Source organism: Pseudoalteromonas sp. MMG024, from assembly GCF_021654175.1.
In the GTDB taxonomy this organism is placed as follows: Bacteria; Pseudomonadota; Gammaproteobacteria; order Enterobacterales; family Alteromonadaceae; genus Pseudoalteromonas.
The window spans coordinates 99,540-117,333 of record NZ_JAKFZO010000012.1; the positions used below are offsets into that span (position 1 = coordinate 99,540).

General features: G+C 40.2%; 22 protein-coding genes. 5 read left to right on the forward strand and 17 right to left on the reverse strand.

The annotated features are described in order from the left end of the window. Window positions 1-47: 47 nt before the first annotated feature. Window positions 48-2,063: a methyl-accepting chemotaxis protein gene (locus L1068_RS13145; protein ID WP_237130639.1), complete on the forward strand. Its 2,016-nt coding sequence runs from the start codon at window positions 48-50 to the stop codon at window positions 2,061-2,063. A gap of 389 nt (window positions 2,064-2,452) precedes the next feature. Here L1068_RS13145 and L1068_RS13150 read toward each other — a convergent pair whose 3' ends face one another. The 5 genes from L1068_RS13150 to rplU form a co-directional block, all read right to left on the reverse strand. Further along, on the reverse strand, window positions 2,453-2,827 hold the full coding sequence (locus tag L1068_RS13150) for a DUF3718 domain-containing protein (protein ID WP_237130640.1): 375 nt from the start codon (window positions 2,825-2,827) through the stop codon (window positions 2,453-2,455). A gap of 71 nt (window positions 2,828-2,898) precedes the next feature. After that, window positions 2,899-3,399 carry a type 3 dihydrofolate reductase gene (folA, locus tag L1068_RS13155; protein WP_237130641.1) on the reverse strand — a complete coding sequence of 167 codons (501 nt, stop codon included), beginning with the start codon at window positions 3,397-3,399 and terminating at the stop codon, window positions 2,899-2,901. A gap of 82 nt (window positions 3,400-3,481) precedes the next feature. Continuing rightward, window positions 3,482-4,639 (reverse strand): Obg family GTPase CgtA, encoded by a 1,158-nt coding sequence (gene cgtA / locus L1068_RS13160; protein WP_237130642.1) that lies wholly within the window; start codon window positions 4,637-4,639, stop codon window positions 3,482-3,484. Window positions 4,640-4,754: 115 nt separating this feature from the next. After that, window positions 4,755-5,012, reverse strand: coding sequence for a 50S ribosomal protein L27 (rpmA, locus tag L1068_RS13165; RefSeq protein ID WP_010560931.1), 258 nt, complete (start codon window positions 5,010-5,012; stop codon window positions 4,755-4,757). A gap of 17 nt (window positions 5,013-5,029) precedes the next feature. Beyond that, the gene (gene rplU / locus L1068_RS13170; RefSeq protein WP_010560932.1) at window positions 5,030-5,341 is read right to left on the reverse strand and encodes a 50S ribosomal protein L21; all 312 of its coding nucleotides are present in this window, start codon (window positions 5,339-5,341) and stop codon (window positions 5,030-5,032) included. Window positions 5,342-5,632: 291 nt separating this feature from the next. Here rplU and ispB point away from each other — a divergent pair, with 291 nt between their 5' ends. Further along, window positions 5,633-6,604, forward strand: coding sequence for an octaprenyl diphosphate synthase (ispB, locus tag L1068_RS13175; protein WP_237130643.1), 972 nt, complete (start codon window positions 5,633-5,635; stop codon window positions 6,602-6,604). Between the two features lie 94 nt (window positions 6,605-6,698). Here ispB and rpoS read toward each other — a convergent pair whose 3' ends face one another. The 11 genes from rpoS to L1068_RS13230 all read right to left on the reverse strand — a co-directional run bounded on the left by rpoS (window position 6,699) and on the right by L1068_RS13230 (window position 14,586). Further along, window positions 6,699-7,655 (reverse strand): RNA polymerase sigma factor RpoS, encoded by a 957-nt coding sequence (rpoS, locus tag L1068_RS13180; protein WP_237130644.1) that lies wholly within the window; start codon window positions 7,653-7,655, stop codon window positions 6,699-6,701. A 63-nt stretch (window positions 7,656-7,718) separates the two neighbouring features. Then, window positions 7,719-8,543, reverse strand: coding sequence for a peptidoglycan DD-metalloendopeptidase family protein (locus L1068_RS13185; RefSeq protein ID WP_237130645.1), 825 nt, complete (start codon window positions 8,541-8,543; stop codon window positions 7,719-7,721). Window positions 8,544-8,552: 9 nt separating this feature from the next. Further along, complete coding sequence (locus L1068_RS13190) at window positions 8,553-9,197, reverse strand: protein-L-isoaspartate(D-aspartate) O-methyltransferase (RefSeq protein WP_237130646.1); 645 nt, start codon at window positions 9,195-9,197, stop codon at window positions 8,553-8,555. Next, a complete protein-coding gene (surE, locus tag L1068_RS13195; protein WP_237130647.1) occupies window positions 9,187-9,951 on the reverse strand; it encodes a 5'/3'-nucleotidase SurE in 765 nt (254 codons plus the stop codon). The genes L1068_RS13190 and surE overlap by 11 nt, the downstream gene beginning before the upstream one ends. Further along, entirely contained in the window at window positions 9,929-10,969 is a 1,041-nt protein-coding gene (locus L1068_RS13200; RefSeq protein WP_237130648.1) for a tRNA pseudouridine(13) synthase TruD, read from the reverse strand. The genes surE and L1068_RS13200 overlap by 23 nt, the downstream gene beginning before the upstream one ends. Continuing rightward, window positions 10,962-11,435 carry a 2-C-methyl-D-erythritol 2,4-cyclodiphosphate synthase gene (ispF, locus tag L1068_RS13205; RefSeq protein ID WP_010560939.1) on the reverse strand — a complete coding sequence of 158 codons (474 nt, stop codon included), beginning with the start codon at window positions 11,433-11,435 and terminating at the stop codon, window positions 10,962-10,964. Before ispF ends, L1068_RS13200 begins: the two co-directional genes overlap by 8 nt. After that, window positions 11,426-12,136, reverse strand: coding sequence for a 2-C-methyl-D-erythritol 4-phosphate cytidylyltransferase (gene ispD, locus L1068_RS13210; protein ID WP_237130649.1), 711 nt, complete (start codon window positions 12,134-12,136; stop codon window positions 11,426-11,428). The genes ispF and ispD overlap by 10 nt, the downstream gene beginning before the upstream one ends. Continuing rightward, window positions 12,123-12,407 carry a cell division protein FtsB gene (ftsB, locus tag L1068_RS13215; RefSeq protein ID WP_237130650.1) on the reverse strand — a complete coding sequence of 95 codons (285 nt, stop codon included), beginning with the start codon at window positions 12,405-12,407 and terminating at the stop codon, window positions 12,123-12,125. Before ftsB ends, ispD begins: the two co-directional genes overlap by 14 nt. Before the next feature lie 9 nt (window positions 12,408-12,416). Beyond that, window positions 12,417-13,049: a hypothetical protein gene (locus tag L1068_RS13220; protein WP_237130652.1), complete on the reverse strand. Its 633-nt coding sequence runs from the start codon at window positions 13,047-13,049 to the stop codon at window positions 12,417-12,419. Window positions 13,050-13,259: 210 nt separating this feature from the next. Then, window positions 13,260-13,733 (reverse strand): DUF2947 family protein, encoded by a 474-nt coding sequence (locus L1068_RS13225; protein WP_237130653.1) that lies wholly within the window; start codon window positions 13,731-13,733, stop codon window positions 13,260-13,262. Between the two features lie 118 nt (window positions 13,734-13,851). Next, window positions 13,852-14,586, reverse strand: a complete 735-nt coding sequence (locus L1068_RS13230) for a transporter substrate-binding domain-containing protein (RefSeq protein ID WP_237130654.1) — start codon at window positions 14,584-14,586, stop codon at window positions 13,852-13,854. A gap of 142 nt (window positions 14,587-14,728) precedes the next feature. Between L1068_RS13230 and L1068_RS13235 the strand changes: the two genes are divergently transcribed. The 3 genes from L1068_RS13235 to L1068_RS13245 all read left to right on the forward strand — a co-directional run bounded on the left by L1068_RS13235 (window position 14,729) and on the right by L1068_RS13245 (window position 17,225). Next, the gene (locus L1068_RS13235) at window positions 14,729-15,565 is read left to right on the forward strand and encodes an AAA family ATPase (RefSeq protein ID WP_237130655.1); all 837 of its coding nucleotides are present in this window, start codon (window positions 14,729-14,731) and stop codon (window positions 15,563-15,565) included. Window positions 15,566-15,570: 5 nt separating this feature from the next. Beyond that, window positions 15,571-16,758, forward strand: a complete 1,188-nt coding sequence (locus tag L1068_RS13240) for a VWA domain-containing protein (protein WP_237130656.1) — start codon at window positions 15,571-15,573, stop codon at window positions 16,756-16,758. 74 nt (window positions 16,759-16,832) lie between these two features. Next, a complete protein-coding gene (locus L1068_RS13245; RefSeq protein ID WP_237130657.1) occupies window positions 16,833-17,225 on the forward strand; it encodes an MmcQ/YjbR family DNA-binding protein in 393 nt (130 codons plus the stop codon). Window positions 17,226-17,251: 26 nt separating this feature from the next. Here L1068_RS13245 and L1068_RS13250 read toward each other — a convergent pair whose 3' ends face one another. Next, entirely contained in the window at window positions 17,252-17,785 is a 534-nt protein-coding gene (locus L1068_RS13250; RefSeq protein WP_237130658.1) for a TetR/AcrR family transcriptional regulator, read from the reverse strand. Window positions 17,786-17,794: the final 9 nt, after the last annotated feature.

A 17,794-nucleotide genomic window follows, 5' to 3' on the forward strand; every position in this document is an offset into this window, starting at 1 on the left:
CTCAGAGGCTTACTTATTTTGCCGGCAATTAGTAAACAGGAATGAATATGAAGTTGACTGTCAGCCAACGTATTTGGGGTGGATTTATTCTAATCACCCTACTTTTGATCACCATTGGTATCAACTCACTTGTTAGAATCAATAGCATTAGCAATTCATCTAACCATGTTAATACCCTCTCTATTCCTGCGCTCAGAGCGACGAATGAGCTTCAGGTTTCATTTAATAAAATGCAAGCGCTTGCACTACAAGTTTACTACAGTGACAACAGCAACCAGTTACAAGGGCTAGTAAGCCAGTACCGCGCTGCAGCCGAAGATTTTGATAAATCAAATGAACGTCTAAAACAAGTTGTTAGCAGCGATGCACAATTGGCAAACGCCGCCTCAGCTGTTGATAAAACGTACAATAGCTTTGTGGGGCGTGTACAAAACCTTATCAACAATAAGACTACTGCACTGCAAATTGAAAGCAGTTTAACAACGCAGTTAGAGACGCTGGAAATTGCCGCAGAAGATGCCAGCACTGTCGTTCTAGATTTAAGCGATAGCGCTGAGCTAGAAGACAACTCACAACGCTTATACCAAGCCGTTTCGAATATTGAAAATGCACTTCTTAGCATTGTTAGCAACAGTACAGATCTTAAAAATATTAAAAATTCAGCAACAGTAGAAACCTTATCAAACGAAGTAAACTACAGCCTTGCTGATATTGAGCGCAATATCGAGCTACTTTCAGAAACCTTTAAGCAAACAGATGAAGACTTACACCTAGACTTCCAAAGCTATTTTGCGGTTGTGAAAGAAAACGGCCAAGGTAGTAAATCACTCGCTAACGTAAAGCAAAATCATATTAGACAACTTGAAGAAGCTGCTACTAACTTATCACTTGCAGAGCAAGACACCAATACTGCTAGCTCTCAGCTGGATAAACTGACCTCTCTTTCGGATACGCTTGTTGTAGAGCTTAGAAAAGAAGTTGAGAGCAGCGTGTCAAAAGCTGAGCTGTGGACATGGTTAGGTATGATCATTGCCACTGTAATCGCGATTGTTATTGCGTTTTTAACAGTTCAACGTATCACGAAGCCGTTATCAGAAATCAACAAAGTGCTTGATAACGTGGCGCAAGGCGATATGACAATGCGCCTTGATGATAGCAATAAAGACGAATTTGGTGAATTAGCGAAAAGCCTAAACCGCGTGACCGACAATTTACGTAACTTAATTCAAGGTATTATTTCGCGTTCTACACAGCTTGCAGCGGCTTCTGAGGAAACATCAGCCGTAACAGTTGAATCTAGCCAAGCAATTGAAAGTCAACGAGCGCAGGTTGAACAAGCGGCAACGGCAACGACTGAGATGAGCAGCACCTCACAATCAGTTACTCAAAGCGCTGAAGATGCGTTACATGAAATTAAACAAGCTGATAACGAAGCTGAGCGCGTTAAAACAATTTCAAGTAATAACAAGCTTACTATTGAACAACTTGCTCGTGAAGTGGCTGGAGCGTCTCAGGTTATTAATAAATTGCATCAAGACAGCGCATCAATTGGCGGTATTTTAGATGTAATTAGAGGGATTGCAGAGCAAACAAACTTACTTGCACTAAACGCTGCAATCGAAGCTGCGCGTGCTGGTGAGCAGGGTCGTGGTTTCGCAGTTGTAGCTGACGAAGTACGCTCACTTGCAAGCAAAACCCAAGAATCTACACAAGAAATTCAGGCTATGATTGAATCACTGCAAAGTGGTGCAGAAGAAGCAGTATCTGTAATGGCAAAAGGCCAACAGCAAGCAGATTCATGTGTTGAACAGTCTGAGCAAGCTGCTTCGGCACTAGAGCAAATCACCCAAGCAGTATCACAAGCACACGATGCGAGTGAACAAATTGCAACAGCAGCAGGCGAGCAACATCAAGTATCACAAGAGATCAGTGAAAGCTTAGAGTCAATTGTTGCAATAGCCGAACAAACAGCTGAGGGTGCAAACCAGACATCAGCGTCAGCAAGTGAAGTTGCGAAGCTTGCAGAGGAACTAAGACTCTCTGTAGAAGAGTTTAAAGTGTAACGCTATTAACACACTTTCAAAAACAAAAAGGCCCACTAATCAGTGGGCCTTTTTAATATCTAAACGAAACTCTTTTTAAAATTAACAAGTAACTTTAACTAAGTAACGGCTGTACAAGATTAAATAAATCGTCAGCCTGATGTGCGAGCATAGAGTTGGTCTTCAGAGATGCAGCAAAACTTAAGAATAACGACTTAATCGAGTCTGTTATTCAAGATGAAAGATCAAAATAACTGAGATTCAAACGTTTAAACTCCCCTCTTTTTCTATTCCTTAAAGATTACTTTTAACTACACAGCCAGGCTTTAAACTTTAAGAGGATAACGTAAAAACAAAAAAGCCAGCTTAAAGCTGGCTTTTACAAAGGGGAAAACTAATTAAAAACTGTATTAAAGACCCGCACGATCTTTTAACGCAGCAATTACAGCTGAACCTGAATGACCATTTGCATCAGCCCACGCTACATCGCCACCTGCTGCTAAATCGCTTTTTGGTATCTGTTTAACAATATATTCGCCTGCGCCATCTGCGCCATTAACAATGGCGTGGCGAATTAGGTTATTACCACCGCAACTAATGCCCGCATAAACATTACGCAGTTTTACACGTGACTCTTTAAGTTTCTTACGAATACGGCGTTTATCATCAGCACCTACATAGTCACAAATACTAGCAGCTAATTGCTCATTTGCATTTACTGTGTGAGAGCTTAGTAATGCAACCGAAGATACAGATAGAGTAAATAATAATGTTGATAATTTCATGGTACAGCAACCCTAGTAGCACTTTATACTTAATTTAATTGCAACAATTCTAACAACAAGTTAAATCATCTTCAAGAAATTAAGCCTAATTTCTTATAAATAACAAATTGGTAATGATATTGATTGGTTTCATCCGGTGCGAAGCTTTGGGTTTCTAGCACCTGCCAATCTGCCACAGCTTCGTAGTCAGGAAACTGTGTATCACCATCAACATCCAAATCTATATGCGTTAAGTATAGTCGATCTGCACGGGTTAAAAAGTCTAAGTAAATTTTACCGCCGCCGATAATCATAACTTCATCTACATCGCCGGCCAAAGAGAGCGCATGCTCTGGGCTTTCAGCCATTATCGCACCATCAACAACGTACTCTGGATTACGCGTGATAATAATATTGTATCGGCCTGGTAATAGACGACCGATCGACTCATATGTACGGCGTCCCATAATGACAGGTTTGCCCAAAGTGACCGATTTGAAGTGCTTTAGATCAGCAGGAAGGTGCCATGGCATATCGTTATCTTTACCAATAATACGATTATTAGCCATCGCAGCTATCATTGAAATCTTCATAAGAAATTAATACTTTTAACCTAGTTATTTATCATTAGTACTTTTTTATTAAATATAAAAAAAGGTGCGCAAGCACCTTTTATTATCGTTGATAGACGACTTCTACGTCGTAATCATCTTCATCCCAGTCTTCGTCATCATCGTCATCTCCAAAATCAGATATTGACTCTTCATGGTATGTATCCCACTTAAACTCAACTTCTTGTGGCTCTTCTTCAGCAACAAACTTCTCTTTAGGCATACTTTCTAAAAGCTGCATAATGTCGAAGCACAACTGCTCTGTACCAATTTTGTTAAATGCAGAGATCTTATAGGTTTTTTCAGCTTCAAGCGCATCAGCGATCTCAGCGCACAATTCGTCTGCTTCTTCATCTAACAACAAATCAATTTTGTTAAATACTAACCAGCGAGGTTTTGCAGCGAGTGCTGGGCTGTAACGCTCTAGCTCACCTAAGATTGTGTAAGCATTTTCAACAGGATCAGAACCATCTACAGGCATAATGTCGATTATATGCAGAAGAACACGGCAGCGTTCTAAATGCTTTAAGAAGCGAATGCCTAGGCCTGCACCTTCAGCAGCACCTTCAATTAATCCTGGAATATCAGCGATTACAAACGATTGATTTTGGCTTGGCCTAACCACACCAAGATTTGGCACTAAGGTAGTAAATGGGTAATCAGCAACCTTTGGCTTTGCCGCAGATACGCTGCGGATAAAGGTTGATTTACCCGCATTTGGCAAGCCTAATAAGCCAACATCAGCAAGTAATAATAACTCTAAACGTAAGTTACGAATTTCACCTGGCGTACCCAGTGTTTTCTTACGAGGAGCTCGGTTAGTACTTGATTTAAAACGAGTATTACCAAGTCCGTGAAAACCACCTTTGGCAACAATAATCTTTTGACCATGTTGCGTTAAATCACCTAGTGCTTCCGCAGTATCGACATCAACAATACGCGTACCTACAGGAACTTTTAAAGTGAGATCTTCACCTTTTTTACCAGTCATATTTCGGCCAGCACCATTTGTGCCACGCTCTGCTTTGTGAAAGCGTTCAAACTGATAGTCAATAAGTGTATTTAGGTTTTCATCGGCTTCAATAAAGACACTGCCGCCATCACCACCGTCACCACCATCAGGACCGCCGTCTGGTACAAACTTTTCTCGGCGAAATGAAACTACACCGCTGCCACCGTCACCAGCTTCAGCGCGAATTTCAACTTCATCTACAAATTTCATATATTTAGCCTTACACAGCCTAGAATGTACTTATTATACCAAGACAAACGGGTTGTGCGTAATCAAGAAACAAAAAAAGCCCCGCAGTTGCGGGGCTTTTTAAAACTTTTAGGGTTTACTCAGCGATGATGCTTACGTATTTACGACCTAAAGGACCTTTTTGCTCAAACTGAACTTTACCGTTTGATGTTGCAAATAAAGTGTGGTCTTTACCCATACCTACGTTTGTACCTGCGTGGAACTTAGTACCACGTTGACGAACGATGATGTTACCCGCTAAAACTGATTCACCACCGTAACGCTTAACACCTAGGCGTTTACTTTCTGAATCACGACCGTTACGAGTACTACCAGCTGCTTTCTTATGTGCCATCTTTCTGTACCTCTAAATTAAGCGTTAATGCCAGTGATTTTAACTTCAGTGAACCACTGACGGTGACCCATTTGCTTGCGAGAATGCTTACGACGTCTAAACTTAACGATCTTAACTTTCTCACCACGACCATGAGATACAACTTCAGCTGTAACCTTACCGCCATTAACGAAAGGTGCACCAATTTCGATTTTCTCACCGTTTGCAACAAGTAATACTTTGTCAAATTCTACTGCTGCACCAGTTTCAGCCTCTAATTTCTCAAGGCGAATCGTTTGACCTTCAGTCACACGGTGCTGTTTACCACCACTTTGGAAAACCGCGTACATAATTAACTCCGTTCTGCGCCCTCAAATCGACGCAACTTAATAATCTTCGATAGGGCGCGAAGTCTACGCGAAACTTAAGCGTAGCGCAAGCCTATTTTCATAAAAAAGACTAAATATGTTGCGTGTTGTAAGGCACACTAAAAAATTTAATATTAATGGCGACAATTCTACCTAATTAAAGCGCGGTAGAAAACTATTATTTTACATAAAATATTGATTCTACTCAGTGCCAAAAATAGTGTACAATCCCCGCAAATCAGCGGATCTTACCTCTTTACTTGTTGGAGACCCATGGATATAAAAGCGATCCAAGCCTTAACAGAACAAGATATGTTGGCGGTTAATCAACTAATCGAACAACAACTGCAATCGAACGTTGCGCTTGTCAATCAATTAGGGCTGTATATTGTCAATAGCGGTGGCAAACGCATTCGCCCAATACTCTCAATCCTCGCTGCAAAAGCGTTAGGACACACAGGTAATGAGCATATTCGTTTAGCAACCATCGTAGAATTTATCCATACCGCTACACTTTTACACGACGACGTTGTTGACGAATCACTTCTACGTCGCGGAAACCCAACAGCTAATGCTGAATTTGGCAATGCAGCCAGCGTGCTTGTTGGTGATTTTATCTACACTCGTGCTTTTCAGCTGATGGTTGGCTTCAATAAGATGCAAGTAATGGATATTTTCGCTCATGCAACGAACGTTATTGCTGAAGGCGAAGTGCTGCAACTAATGAATTGTAACGACCCTAATACTAGCGAAGAAAGCTATATGCAGGTCATTTACAGTAAAACGGCAAAATTATTTGAAGCCGCAACTGAACTGGCTGCCATTATTACAGAACAAGATGAAAACGTAATAAACGGATTAAAGTTTTATGGCATGCACCTTGGTACCGCCTTCCAACTCGTCGATGATGTGCTCGATTACAGCGCAAACCAAGCTGAACTAGGTAAATCAATCGGTGACGACCTCGCAGAAGGTAAGCCAACATTACCTTTGATCTATGCAATGCAAAATGGATCACAAGCGCAAGCTGAATTGATCCGAGGTGCAATTGAAAAAGCTGATGGCAAAGATTACCTAGATAAAGTATTAGCTATTTTAGATGAAACTAATGCCTTGTCACTCACAATGCAAAAAGCACAAGAAGAAGCTGAAAAAGCAATTAACTACCTTTCTGTACTACCAAATTCAGAGTATAAAGATGCATTAATTGCACTTGCTAAGTTATCAGTCGATAGAAAATACTAATCAAACTGAGCTTTGCTTTAAATAAATACTAAATTATTTAAATAAAAAACCGCTGATAATAAGCGGTTTTTTATTTTTAACTGGTCGCTATTTATTAAGCTCTAAATAGCGATTCAATATTCAAGCCTTGGTGTGTTAACACCTCTTTTAATCTACGCAACGCTTCAACCTGAATTTGTCTTACGCGTTCGCGTGTTAATCCAATTTCTTTACCTACATCTTCAAGCGTAGAAGGTTCATAGCCAAGCAATCCAAAGCGTCGTGCTAACACTTCACGCTGTTTCGCATTAAGTTCTTCAAGCCAATGCACAATATTATTGTGAATGTCTTGGTCTTGAATTTCACCTTCGGGACCACGTCCCTTTTCATCTGCAATGATATCTAATAACGCTTTATCTGAATCACCGCCGATTGGAGTATCAACAGAGCTGATCTTTTCGTTAAGACGCAGCATTTTACTCACATCTTCAACAGGGCGATCAAGCTTCTCTGCTATTTCTTCTGCGGTTGGTTCATGGTCAAGCTTTTGTGTTAATTCTCGTGCTGTACGTAAATAAACATTAAGCTCTTTAACAACATGGATCGGTAAGCGAATCGTGCGTGTTTGGTTCATAATCGCACGTTCAATGGTTTGACGGATCCACCAAGTTGCGTATGTAGAAAATCTAAATCCACGTTCGGGATCAAATTTCTCTACCGCTCTGATCAGGCCTAAATTACCTTCTTCGATGAGATCTAATAGTGCCAGCCCACGATTGTTATAACGACGCGCTATTTTGACCACTAAACGTAGATTACTTTCAATCATGCGTTTTCGTGATGCTTCGCATCCTCGTAAAGCTTTGCGTGCAAAGAATACTTCTTCTTCTGCACTTAGTAGTGGTGAAAAGCCAATTTCGCCGAGATAAAGTTGTGTAGCATCTAAATTTTTAACAACTTCTTCTTTTGCGAAGATTTCGTCTTCTGTTTCTTCAATTTCTTCCAAAACCTCGTCTTTAACATCCATATCAACGTTTAGTTCTGTACTATTTTCTTTCTTTGTGCGTCCCATAAGCATCCTCCCGAGTCATTCAGTGACCTTTAAACACTAAAACACGTTCGCGCCCCAACTAACTTAGCGTGGCAAATACCTTAATGGGTTAACCGATTTACCTCGGTATCTTACTTCAAACCTCAGTCCAACCGACTTAGCTTCAGAGTTACCCATAGTGGCTATTTTTTGCCTAGCTGTAACTTTTTGCTTTTCTTTTACCAAAATTTTTTGGTTGTGAGCGTATGCCGTTAGATAATCATCATTATGTTTCACTATGATTAAATTGCCATACCCTCTTAACGCACTTCCCGCATAAACAACAATACCGTCTGCTGCTGCAAGAATGTTAGTCCCTAACTTATTTTTTATTAGAATTCCTTTATAGCCGTTTTCTTTTCCCGAAAACTTGCGGGCTATACGACCTTTAGCAGGCCAATACCAGCGCAACTTACCAGATGTTTTCGCCATCTTTTGTTGCTTTTTTAAACTGGCTTGATTTTCAACATACTCTTGTTGTTTTTTCTGATCAAGTGGTTTTTTTAATGAATTGTTATTTTTTTGTTTATTTTTGGTGGACTTGCTACTAGTGACCGTGTATTTTTTAGCCTTTTTTGAACGTTTAGGTGGTGATACTAAGTGTATTATTTGACCTGGAAATATGGTGTAAGGTGCTTTAATGCCATTGATCTTAGCGAGATCACGGAAGTCTTTGTTTGATCTAAAAGCGATCGAGTAAAGGGTTTCACCTTTCTTAACTTTATAGCTACTTCCATTAATTTTAATTTTTTGTTGCGAACTGCTCTTACCAGGTGAAAGGTTCGCAACCGGCGCCGGCGTTTTTCTGCTACTGCACGCTATTAACTGAAGACTGATTAAGCAAATAAGTAGTTGAGTTAACAGACGCATTAATATCACCTAATTAATTGCGCCAGCAACCAGCGGTACAAATCTTACAGGTTCTAATGTTTGCGTAATAAACTCATGACCTTGACGCTTCACTGCAACTAAGTTCTGTTGCTCATTACCGCCTACTGGAGAAATAAGTACTCCGCCTTCATTGAGCTGTTCCAGTAATGCTTGCGGCAACTCACTCGCTGCGGCTGTAACAATAATACCGTCATAAGGCGCGTTAGATTGCCAGCCTTGCCAACCATCAGCGTGTTTCATAGTGACATTGAATAAATCAAGCTGGTGTAAACGTCTTTTGGCTTGCCATTGCAATGCTTTAATTCGCTCTACTGAATATACCGAGCGAAAACACTGGGCGAGAATTGCGGATTGATAACCTGAGCCAGTGCCAATTTCTAATACCTTGGCGTTCGGACCTGTGAGCTGTAACAAAAGCTCGGTCATACGCGCAACAATAAAAGGCTGAGAAATTGTTTGTCCCAAACCAATAGGTAACGCGGTGTTTTGATACGATTTGTGTTTTAACACGTCATCTACAAACAAATGACGTGGTGTAGCAGCAATAGCATCCAATACGTGCTGAGATCGAATGCCTTGCTCATAAACTAATTGCGCGAGTTGATGCGCACTACGACGATAATTATTTAACACCTGAAATATTCAATCCTTCAACCCAAGATTCCATTTTGGCAATACTTGATTTTGCCGTCATATCAACCGTCAACGGAGTAACTGATGCGTAGTGATTAGCTACCGCAAAAAAATCAGTGCCATCGCCAGCATCTTGCGCTTCACCTAAATGACCATACCAATATATTTTTCGGCCCCACGGATCTATTTGTTCTTGCATAGTTTCGGCTTTGTGGCGTGAGCCTAAACGCGTAACCTTAATGCCTTTTAAATCAGCAAGCGGAATGTCGGGTACATTCAAATTAATAATTTGGTCCGGACCAAGCGGATGCGCTTTTATTTCTTTGATAATGGAAACTGCAACGGCAGCTGCGGTATCGTAATGCGCTTCCTGTTTTGAGCACAAAGATACGGCAATCGCTGGCAATCCTAAAAAGCGCCCTTCACTGGCGGCTGCCACCGTGCCAGAATACAAGGTATCGTCACCTAAATTAGCGCCATTGTTTATGCCAGCCACAACTAAATCTGGGGTAAAATCGAGCAGCTTATTAATTGCCAATTGCACACAGTCACTCGGCGTCCCGTTAACCGATATAAAACCATTATCATATTGATGTGTTCTTAACGGATTTAATAAGGTAAGTGAGTTACTTGCACCACTACAGTTTCGATCAGGTGCAACCACCACCACTTCCGCTATCTGCGATAGGGCGTGATAGAGTACTTCAATCCCTTTTGCATTTACGCCATCATCATTGCTCAGCAAGATTTTCATTATTATCCTTATTCTTTAAAGAAACATCTTGGCACTCTGCAAGCTCACGCAATACGGCCGTTGCAAAACACCCTTTCGGCAAACTAAAACTAAACTCTATCATATCTTGCGTGACTTCAAGCACCTCAAATTTTTCAGGATAAAGCCGCATATTTCTACGCTCAGCTTTAAGACCAAGTTGTGAAAGGCTTTCATGCCAGCTCGCGAATGGTGCTAACCACTCTTTTTCAAGTTCTGTAACGCCCTGCTCGCCTTTACCAACCAAAGGTGCCGATAAGTGAATATCTCCACAAGCCAAACGATTAACTGTTTCAAGGCTAATACGCTCTTTAAAAAAGGCATTGCTACCATCTAGTAGGAACACTTCTTCGACCATCGTTTTTGCAATACCATATTGCGCAATACGTTGGCTTACAATTTGATTAAAGATATGAGAGCGTGCAGCTGAAATAACAATACCACGCAGCTTACGGTCGTGGATTTCTTTACCTGAGAACAACTGCTCTGCCAGCGTTAAGTTGTGCCCATCATGACCAAAACGCTGCGCACCAAAATAATTAGGCACACCTTGGCGAACTGCATTAATGCGCGTTAAAACGTCCTCAACCATACTGCAGCGTCTAAGCGCAATCGTAAAACGGTTCGCTTTATGGCAACCTGTTTTTAACTTTCGATTATGCCTAACTTGCTGAATTACTTTCACACTGTCGCTATTCAGCGCTGAAAAGTCGATGTGCTTTTTAATCGGCACCGGTACGCTGAACCATTGCGATGTCACCGCATTGCGGTCTTTTAAGCCAGGGTAGCTTACATTGCGAGCTTGTGTGCCCGCAATTTTAGCGATTTGCTTAGCAATATATTGGGTATTTTCTCCCTTCTTTATTACCTGTAAACATACATGCTCGCCACTTCCGCTAAGCTCAAAACCGAGTTCTTCATCTACTCGGAAATCTTCAGCACTGGTTTTAAATTCGGCGGTCGAATTAGGTTTGCCGTATAAATAACTTAAGTTATCCATTTACGAGTAACACCACGGCATGGCTTTCAATGCCTTCTTTACGACCAGCAAAGCCTAGTTTTTCAGTGGTTGTCGCTTTCACATTCACTTGGTCGATTTGAATATTTAAATCTTCTGCAATCACTTCACGCATTGCATTTATGTGTGGCGCCATTTTTGGTGCTTGAGCAACAATAGTGATATCAGTATTGCCAACTTGGTAACCGCGCTCAGTCATTAGCGACACCACATGACGCAATAAAATTCGGCTATCGATGTTTTCAAATTCTGCGGCGGTATCTGGAAAATGTTTGCCAATATCACCAAGGGCTAACGCACCTAGAATTGCATCACACAATGCATGAATCGCTACATCACCATCAGAATGCGCTAAAAAACCAAATTCATAATCAATTTTTACGCCTGCAATTGTTAGCGGTCCTTCACCGCCAAACTTATGCACATCATAACCATGGCCTATTCGCATGTGTTGTTCTCCAAAATTTGCTTCGCAATCAAAAACTCTGCGATTGCAATATCATCAGGGGTAGTCAATTTAATATTATCTGCACGGCTCGATACTAATTGTACTTTTCCACCAGCCCATTCAATAGCTGAGGCTTCATCAGTAATTGCAACGTTTTCGTTTAAAGCATTAGTCAGTGCCGTGGTTAAATCGTTCAGTAAAAACATTTGCGGTGTTTGCGCCTGCCAAAGAGCTTCTCTTGGTACTGTCGTTTCAACAAACTCACTTCCCTGCTTTATAGTATCTCGCACCTTACTTGCTAAAATGCCACCACAGTGACGCGATTGACAATGTGAAATGAGTGTACGTATATCGTTCGGTAAAACCAGTGGCCGCGCGGCATCATGTACCAAAACCCAGTCAACTAGATGATTAGTTGTTAGATAATTCAATGCATTTAATACTGAATCTGCACGTTCCTTCCCCCCCAATACAGTTATAACGTTATCGGGAAAGGTTAAATCTGGAAAATAAGCATCACTTTCACTGATCGCAACAATAATCAATGCATTGGGTATTGTTGCTTTTAGCTTATTAATGGTGTGTTCTAATACCGTTTTGTCGCCAAGTTGAATATATTGCTTTGGCTTATCGGACTGCATTCTTGCCCCAACACCTGCGGCAGGAACAACAAATGCAAAAGAGGGATTAATATCTGTCATTTTTAAGTGTTACGCGAAAAAAGGTTTCGCCTTGTTTTATCATGCCCAACTCGTTGCGTGCTCGCTCCTCAATACCCTCAAGGCCAAGTTTGAGGTCTTCCACATCGGCTTTCAGTAATTTGTTTCGTTTTTCTAATCTAGCGTTTACTTTAGTGTGTTGAGTAACGGCAGACTGCAGTTTTTTATAGTCTTTGACGCCGTGATGACCAAACCAAAGTTGGTATTGCAAACTTGCAAATAAACACAAAAGCGCTAACTGAAATAATCGCATAGTGAATTTCTATTTTTGAGTTATAAATGGATGTTTAAAGTCTTGCCAATTAATTCGTGCTGCAAGTAACATTTCGCGTAGCGTTAACACTCTGGGTGTTATTGCCCGGCCGAGTAACCACACATGGCCACAACACGCCGCAGAAAACGCAGTTTTACTTGGCTTTAATACCTGAATACCAACACCTTCTTGTGATTTTCCAGCCTTATCAACCCAACCAAATTGATTGCAGTGAAAACCCGACGCGGTTACTTCATCAATGCTATCGATTCTAACAGTTGAATACTCAGCGTCATATACTAAAACCGGAATAATTAAACCAACAAAGACGTTTTTATCAAAAAATAGCGTGTTTTTCTCTAAATCGTACTTAGGTAGGTTACGCGATTGCTTTGCAATCCAACTACCATTTTGCGTATCCAATGTAAGCGGACTATTGCCGTCTAAAATATGACTGGCGGCTTTTTCAATATAATATGGCAGGCTTGCAAAACGACGCTGTAATCGTTCTACATTATTAAATGACTCTTTACTCAAACGATGGATTTCACGAACATAAAACGTATTACACAACGCATTATATGCATTGCTTTTTGACGAACTGCGCCAAAGCTCTGTTTGTTCTTTACACCCTGTTTGCACTTATAAAAAACCCACCAAATACACTTAAGTAACCATAGTACATGATTCTATATTTGGATGTAATATAAGCAGTTGCTTTATCAGAGTATATGCTTAATGAAATTTAACTTAACCTTAATTAAGTAAGGTGAGCAGTATGACAGAAAGCGATGAGAAAAACGGACGTTAAATGAGTAAAATGAAAGGTTATAGTTACAAGCAACAAGCGCATCAATCGACGCGCTTGCCTAATTTGGCATAACCAGTTTCTAAAAACTGCGCAACTTGATGGCGTTTTTTACCAATCAGTAAACAGCCATCGCTCATAAACAGAAAATTTAACCACGTCGCTTTAAATGTACGCCAATCAGTTTCAATAACATGCTTTCGCGATAAGCAATAATAAACGGTTGTGTTCTCATCCCAATCAAGGTGATTAATAATTTCTTCAGGAAGCGCTTCGTCATTATCCCACGCTGATTCCCACTTTACTGAGTTACCCCATGTTTTACCATTACCCGGCCAATCTTTAGTGTCGAAAAAATCAGGGTGATCTTTTTCACGGCTGACAAATGTGCACCATAAATTTGTTGCACGACTATCTGACATTGGCTTTATTTTAGAGAGTAAATTTTCTTCGATAGGCAGTTGTTGATGACGAAATGCCCACGCATATTTAAAATCATCAAGGGATATGTAGTTCATACTCGGTCAAATCAGTAAAAAGTCATGAAACTATACCACAATTGATGTTTAAGCTAAATCACAGTAATGTGTAGAGCATAAGGTTGACAGAAACGTAAAAACACAAAAATCTAACTAGTTAAAGTTGGCTTGGTAACGTTTGCTGGTACTTATTGTAAATTTCAGCCAGTTTTCCTGATTTTTTTAATTCAGTAACGCGACTGTCAAACAGTTTAGCTATTCGTTTACCGCGCTCAGATTTCGAAAACGCCATGTACAAATTCAATGAGCCGATATCTACTAATTCAAATTCCGATTTATCAGGCTGCTTAGCCAAATGCGTCGTTAAAATTGTGCGAACATCAATCAAGTAGTCAACTCGATTGTGACGCACTAAGTTAAAACCACTCTCCGTGCTTTCGGTCGGTACGCCTTTCACTTTAGATTTTAATTCACCACTTAGTAATTCATTTCGATACCCTGAACGCCAAACCCCAACTAATTCGGGCAGCTGGGTCAATATTTCAGAGTCCAAATAGGCTTTTTTAATTAATACAGAAATTGGTTGGCTTAAAACAATATGCTGCGACATAACATAGTTGCTATTTAACGGCATTGCGCCGGTAAAATCAGCATTACCCGACTTAACTAATTCAAGTGCTCTCAGCCAAGGCGCATACTGCACATTAAGTTCGTGTCCACTGTGAAAAACACTGCTCATTAATTCGTGATACAACCCAGAACCATCTTTATCTGTGTAGTTTGGCCAAGAGTCAGTAGCCCAACGAATTGGAGGTTCTATCTCTTTTTGTTGTGACACACAGCAAGTTGAAAATAACAACAAGCTTAAAAAGCAATAAAATTTAATTTTCACAATGCTTGCTCCAAGATGAATACTACAAAACTAAACTAATTTGCTCTTGTTTACTACTTTTAGCTGCAAGTTTGACCTTTACTTAATCACTTATTATGACACACTTACAGATCTTACCAGTTTAATTTTCAAAAGGTGCCCCGTGCAATTTAATGGTACACAAGATTACATCGCGTCAGATTCGCTTAAGCTGTCGGTAAACGCTGCAATTACGCTAGAAAAGCCACTTTTAATCAAAGGTGAACCTGGTACAGGTAAAACCATGCTTGCCGAAGAGCTGGCAAAAGCACTCGATACTGAATTAATTCAGTGGCATATAAAGTCAACAACTAAAGCACAACAAGGCTTGTATGAATATGACGCCGTATCACGCTTACGCGATAGCCAACTCGGCGATGAAAAAGTACATGACATTGGCAACTACATTATTAAAGGTAAGCTTTGGCAAGCCTTTGAAGCGAACAAACGCCCTATTCTATTAATTGATGAAATTGATAAAGCTGATATCGAGTTTCCAAATGATTTGCTGCTAGAGCTCGATAAAATGGAGTTCTATGTGTATGAAACACAACAGCGCATAAAAGCAATCGATCGCCCAATAGTTATTATTACCTCTAACAATGAAAAAGAGTTACCCGATGCCTTTTTACGCCGCTGTTTTTTTCATTATATAAACTTTCCAACAGCAGAAGAAATGGCGCAGATCATTGAAGTTCATCACCCTAATGTGAAACAGGACTTGCTTGCACAAGCACTACAAGTTTTCTTTGGCTTACGTGATGTAAACGGCCTTAAAAAGAAACCATCCACCAGTGAATTAATCGACTGGCTAAAATTATTACTTGCCGAAGAAATAGACGCACAAACCTTACATGATAGAACACAAAAAGGCGGACTTATGCCACTTTTTGGTGCATTGCTTAAAAATGAGCAAGATGTAAGCCTAATCGAAAAACTCGCATTTCTCGCTAAGCGTTAACACTTATGCTAATTGCGTTTTTTTTCACATTAAAAAAACACCGCGTAAATGTGAGCGTGCGTGAACTGTTGGATTTAATTAATGCATTAAAAAAACAGGTCATATTTGCCAACATCGACGACTTTTATCACTTGGCAAAACTATGCCTAGTCAAAGACGAAACGCAGTTTGATAAATTTGATCGCGCTTTTGCTGAATATTTTGAAGGGGTTGAGGCTGTTGATATTTTCTCTAAGCTGCAAACCCAACATCAACTTCCCGAAGCGTGGTTAAAAAAGGAATTTGAAAAGCACCTTAGCCAAGAAGAAAAAGACAAAATTGAGGCCCTAGGTGGCCTTGATAACCTTATGAAAACCTTGGCGGAACGCTTAAAAGAGCAACAAAAAAGGCATGCCGGTGGTAATAAATGGGTTGGCACTGGCGGCACCTCCCCGTTTGGTGCCTATGGTTATAATCCTGAAGGCATACGTATTGGGCAAGATGGCAACAATCATCGCCGTGCTGTAAAAGTGTGGGATAAACGCCAGTTCAAAAACCTTGATCAAGACGCCGATATTAGCTCGCGTACCATGAAGCTCGCACTAAAAAAGCTCAGAAAGTTTGCCCGTAGCGGTGAAAGTGACGAGCTTGATTTAAATAACACCATTAGCGCAACAGCCAAACAAGGCGGTATGCTCGATGTAAAAATGAAACCTGAGCGCCATAATGCCGTAAAAGTACTTATGTTCTTTGATATTGGTGGCTCGATGGATGACTATATTCACACCTGTGAGCAACTGTTTAGTGCTGCACACTCTGAATTTAAACACCTAGAGTTTTTCTATTTTCATAACTGCTTATATGAAAACGTATGGCAAGATAACAAGCGCCGTTACAGTGACATATTGGATACCTTAACAATCATCAACCGCTTTTCGAGCGACTATAAAGTGATTTTTGTTGGCGATGCAACGATGGGGCCTTACGAAATTGATTACTCCGGTGGCAGTGTTGAACATTGGAATGAAGAGCCAGGCAGAGTATGGCTTGAAAGAATAACGCAACACTTTAGTAATGTAGTTTGGCTTAATCCACAACCGAAACAATATTGGCACTACTACCCTTCAATTGGCATTATTGAGCACTTAATGGAAAAGCGCATGTTTCCCCTAACGCTAGATGGGATCGGGCAAGCAATTAAAAGTTTAAATTAGCACTTACTGCGACTTTACTTTATCTCAATTTGATTAGTAGGATAAAACCCTAACTATATAATTCGGCATTTAAAATGGATAAGCACACTGTTACAGAGTATTTTCTGAGTAAGCCTTTCACGAGTGTAAGCCAACCGTTTGGAGAAGGCGTAGACGTTTTTAAAGTCAAAGATAAAATGTTTGCGACCTTATCGCTTGGTAACGGTACTGAGAAAGATACAAATGGCAAAATGGCGGGTCACTATTGCATTAATTTAAAATGCGACCCCGATGAGGCACTTGCGCTACGCGATATTTTTGACGCTGTTATTCCAGGTTATCATATGAATAAAAAGCTTTGGAACACTATTATTCTCGATGGCTCTATTCCACAAGGAGAAATAGAGCGGATGATTGATAATTCCTACATGCTGGTTGTCAATAAAATGACTAAAAAAGACCGACAGTCTATTCTTATAAAGCTTTAATAATTATATATTAAGTTTAGCAGCTTTTATTTAACTGCCATAATAACAATCGAAACTAGCCCACTTATCATCCTTTGTAAGTACTCAATATTCTTTGCTGAAGATTTCAAGCCCTGTGAAGCTATCGTCAAGATATGAGCTAGGTCATCATGTGTAATTTTTTCTTCATCAACCAATTCATTTTTTATAATGTCGCCAAGCATCTTTTCAAAAACCTGATAATGATTTTCCACCGCAGCAGGCGCATAGCTAGATACATTTGATAAAATGTCTCTACCTGTATCTAAGTCAATAACAGAAGCGGCTGGTTGAATAGTCCAAATGTCAAAAAAACGGGTTAGCTTGTTAAAAAATGTCAGCTCTTCGGTAAAAAGCTTTTCTGTTTCTCTAACATTTATTGCTAATGCTTCATTGATTAATCCAACAATAATTGATTCTTTATTAGGATATGACTTGTAGAGCGTGGTTCTAGAAATATTACAAGCGTTTGCAATATCAGTCATCGTAACTTTTTGATAACCATACTTAAGAATAAGCTTTTGAGCTTCACGTAAAATCATGCTGTCTCA

Coding starts and splice junctions, on each gene's coding strand:
- L1068_RS13150 (WP_237130640.1), bottom strand. CDS start 2,827: ATGAAATTATCAACATTATTATTTACTCTATCTGTATCTTCGGTTGCA.
- L1068_RS13240 (WP_237130656.1), top strand. CDS start 15,571: ATGCTAATTGCGTTTTTTTTCACATTAAAAAAACACCGCGTAAATGTG.
- ispD (WP_237130649.1), bottom strand. CDS start 12,136: ATGACAGATATTAATCCCTCTTTTGCATTTGTTGTTCCTGCCGCAGGT.
- rpoS (WP_237130644.1), bottom strand. CDS start 7,655: ATGGGACGCACAAAGAAAGAAAATAGTACAGAACTAAACGTTGATATG.
- L1068_RS13200 (WP_237130648.1), bottom strand. CDS start 10,969: ATGGATAACTTAAGTTATTTATACGGCAAACCTAATTCGACCGCCGAA.
- rplU (WP_010560932.1), bottom strand. CDS start 5,341: ATGTACGCGGTTTTCCAAAGTGGTGGTAAACAGCACCGTGTGACTGAA.
- surE (WP_237130647.1), bottom strand. CDS start 9,951: ATGAAAATCTTGCTGAGCAATGATGATGGCGTAAATGCAAAAGGGATT.
- L1068_RS13185 (WP_237130645.1), bottom strand. CDS start 8,543: ATGCGTCTGTTAACTCAACTACTTATTTGCTTAATCAGTCTTCAGTTA.
- cgtA (WP_237130642.1), bottom strand. CDS start 4,639: ATGAAATTTGTAGATGAAGTTGAAATTCGCGCTGAAGCTGGTGACGGT.
- ispB (WP_237130643.1), top strand. CDS start 5,633: ATGGATATAAAAGCGATCCAAGCCTTAACAGAACAAGATATGTTGGCG.
- L1068_RS13250 (WP_237130658.1), bottom strand. CDS start 17,785: ATGATTTTACGTGAAGCTCAAAAGCTTATTCTTAAGTATGGTTATCAA.
- L1068_RS13225 (WP_237130653.1), bottom strand. CDS start 13,733: ATGAACTACATATCCCTTGATGATTTTAAATATGCGTGGGCATTTCGT.
- ispF (WP_010560939.1), bottom strand. CDS start 11,435: ATGCGAATAGGCCATGGTTATGATGTGCATAAGTTTGGCGGTGAAGGA.
- L1068_RS13145 (WP_237130639.1), top strand. CDS start 48: ATGAAGTTGACTGTCAGCCAACGTATTTGGGGTGGATTTATTCTAATC.
- ftsB (WP_237130650.1), bottom strand. CDS start 12,407: ATGCGATTATTTCAGTTAGCGCTTTTGTGTTTATTTGCAAGTTTGCAA.
- rpmA (WP_010560931.1), bottom strand. CDS start 5,012: ATGGCACATAAGAAAGCAGCTGGTAGTACTCGTAACGGTCGTGATTCA.
- folA (WP_237130641.1), bottom strand. CDS start 3,399: ATGAAGATTTCAATGATAGCTGCGATGGCTAATAATCGTATTATTGGT.
- L1068_RS13245 (WP_237130657.1), top strand. CDS start 16,833: ATGGATAAGCACACTGTTACAGAGTATTTTCTGAGTAAGCCTTTCACG.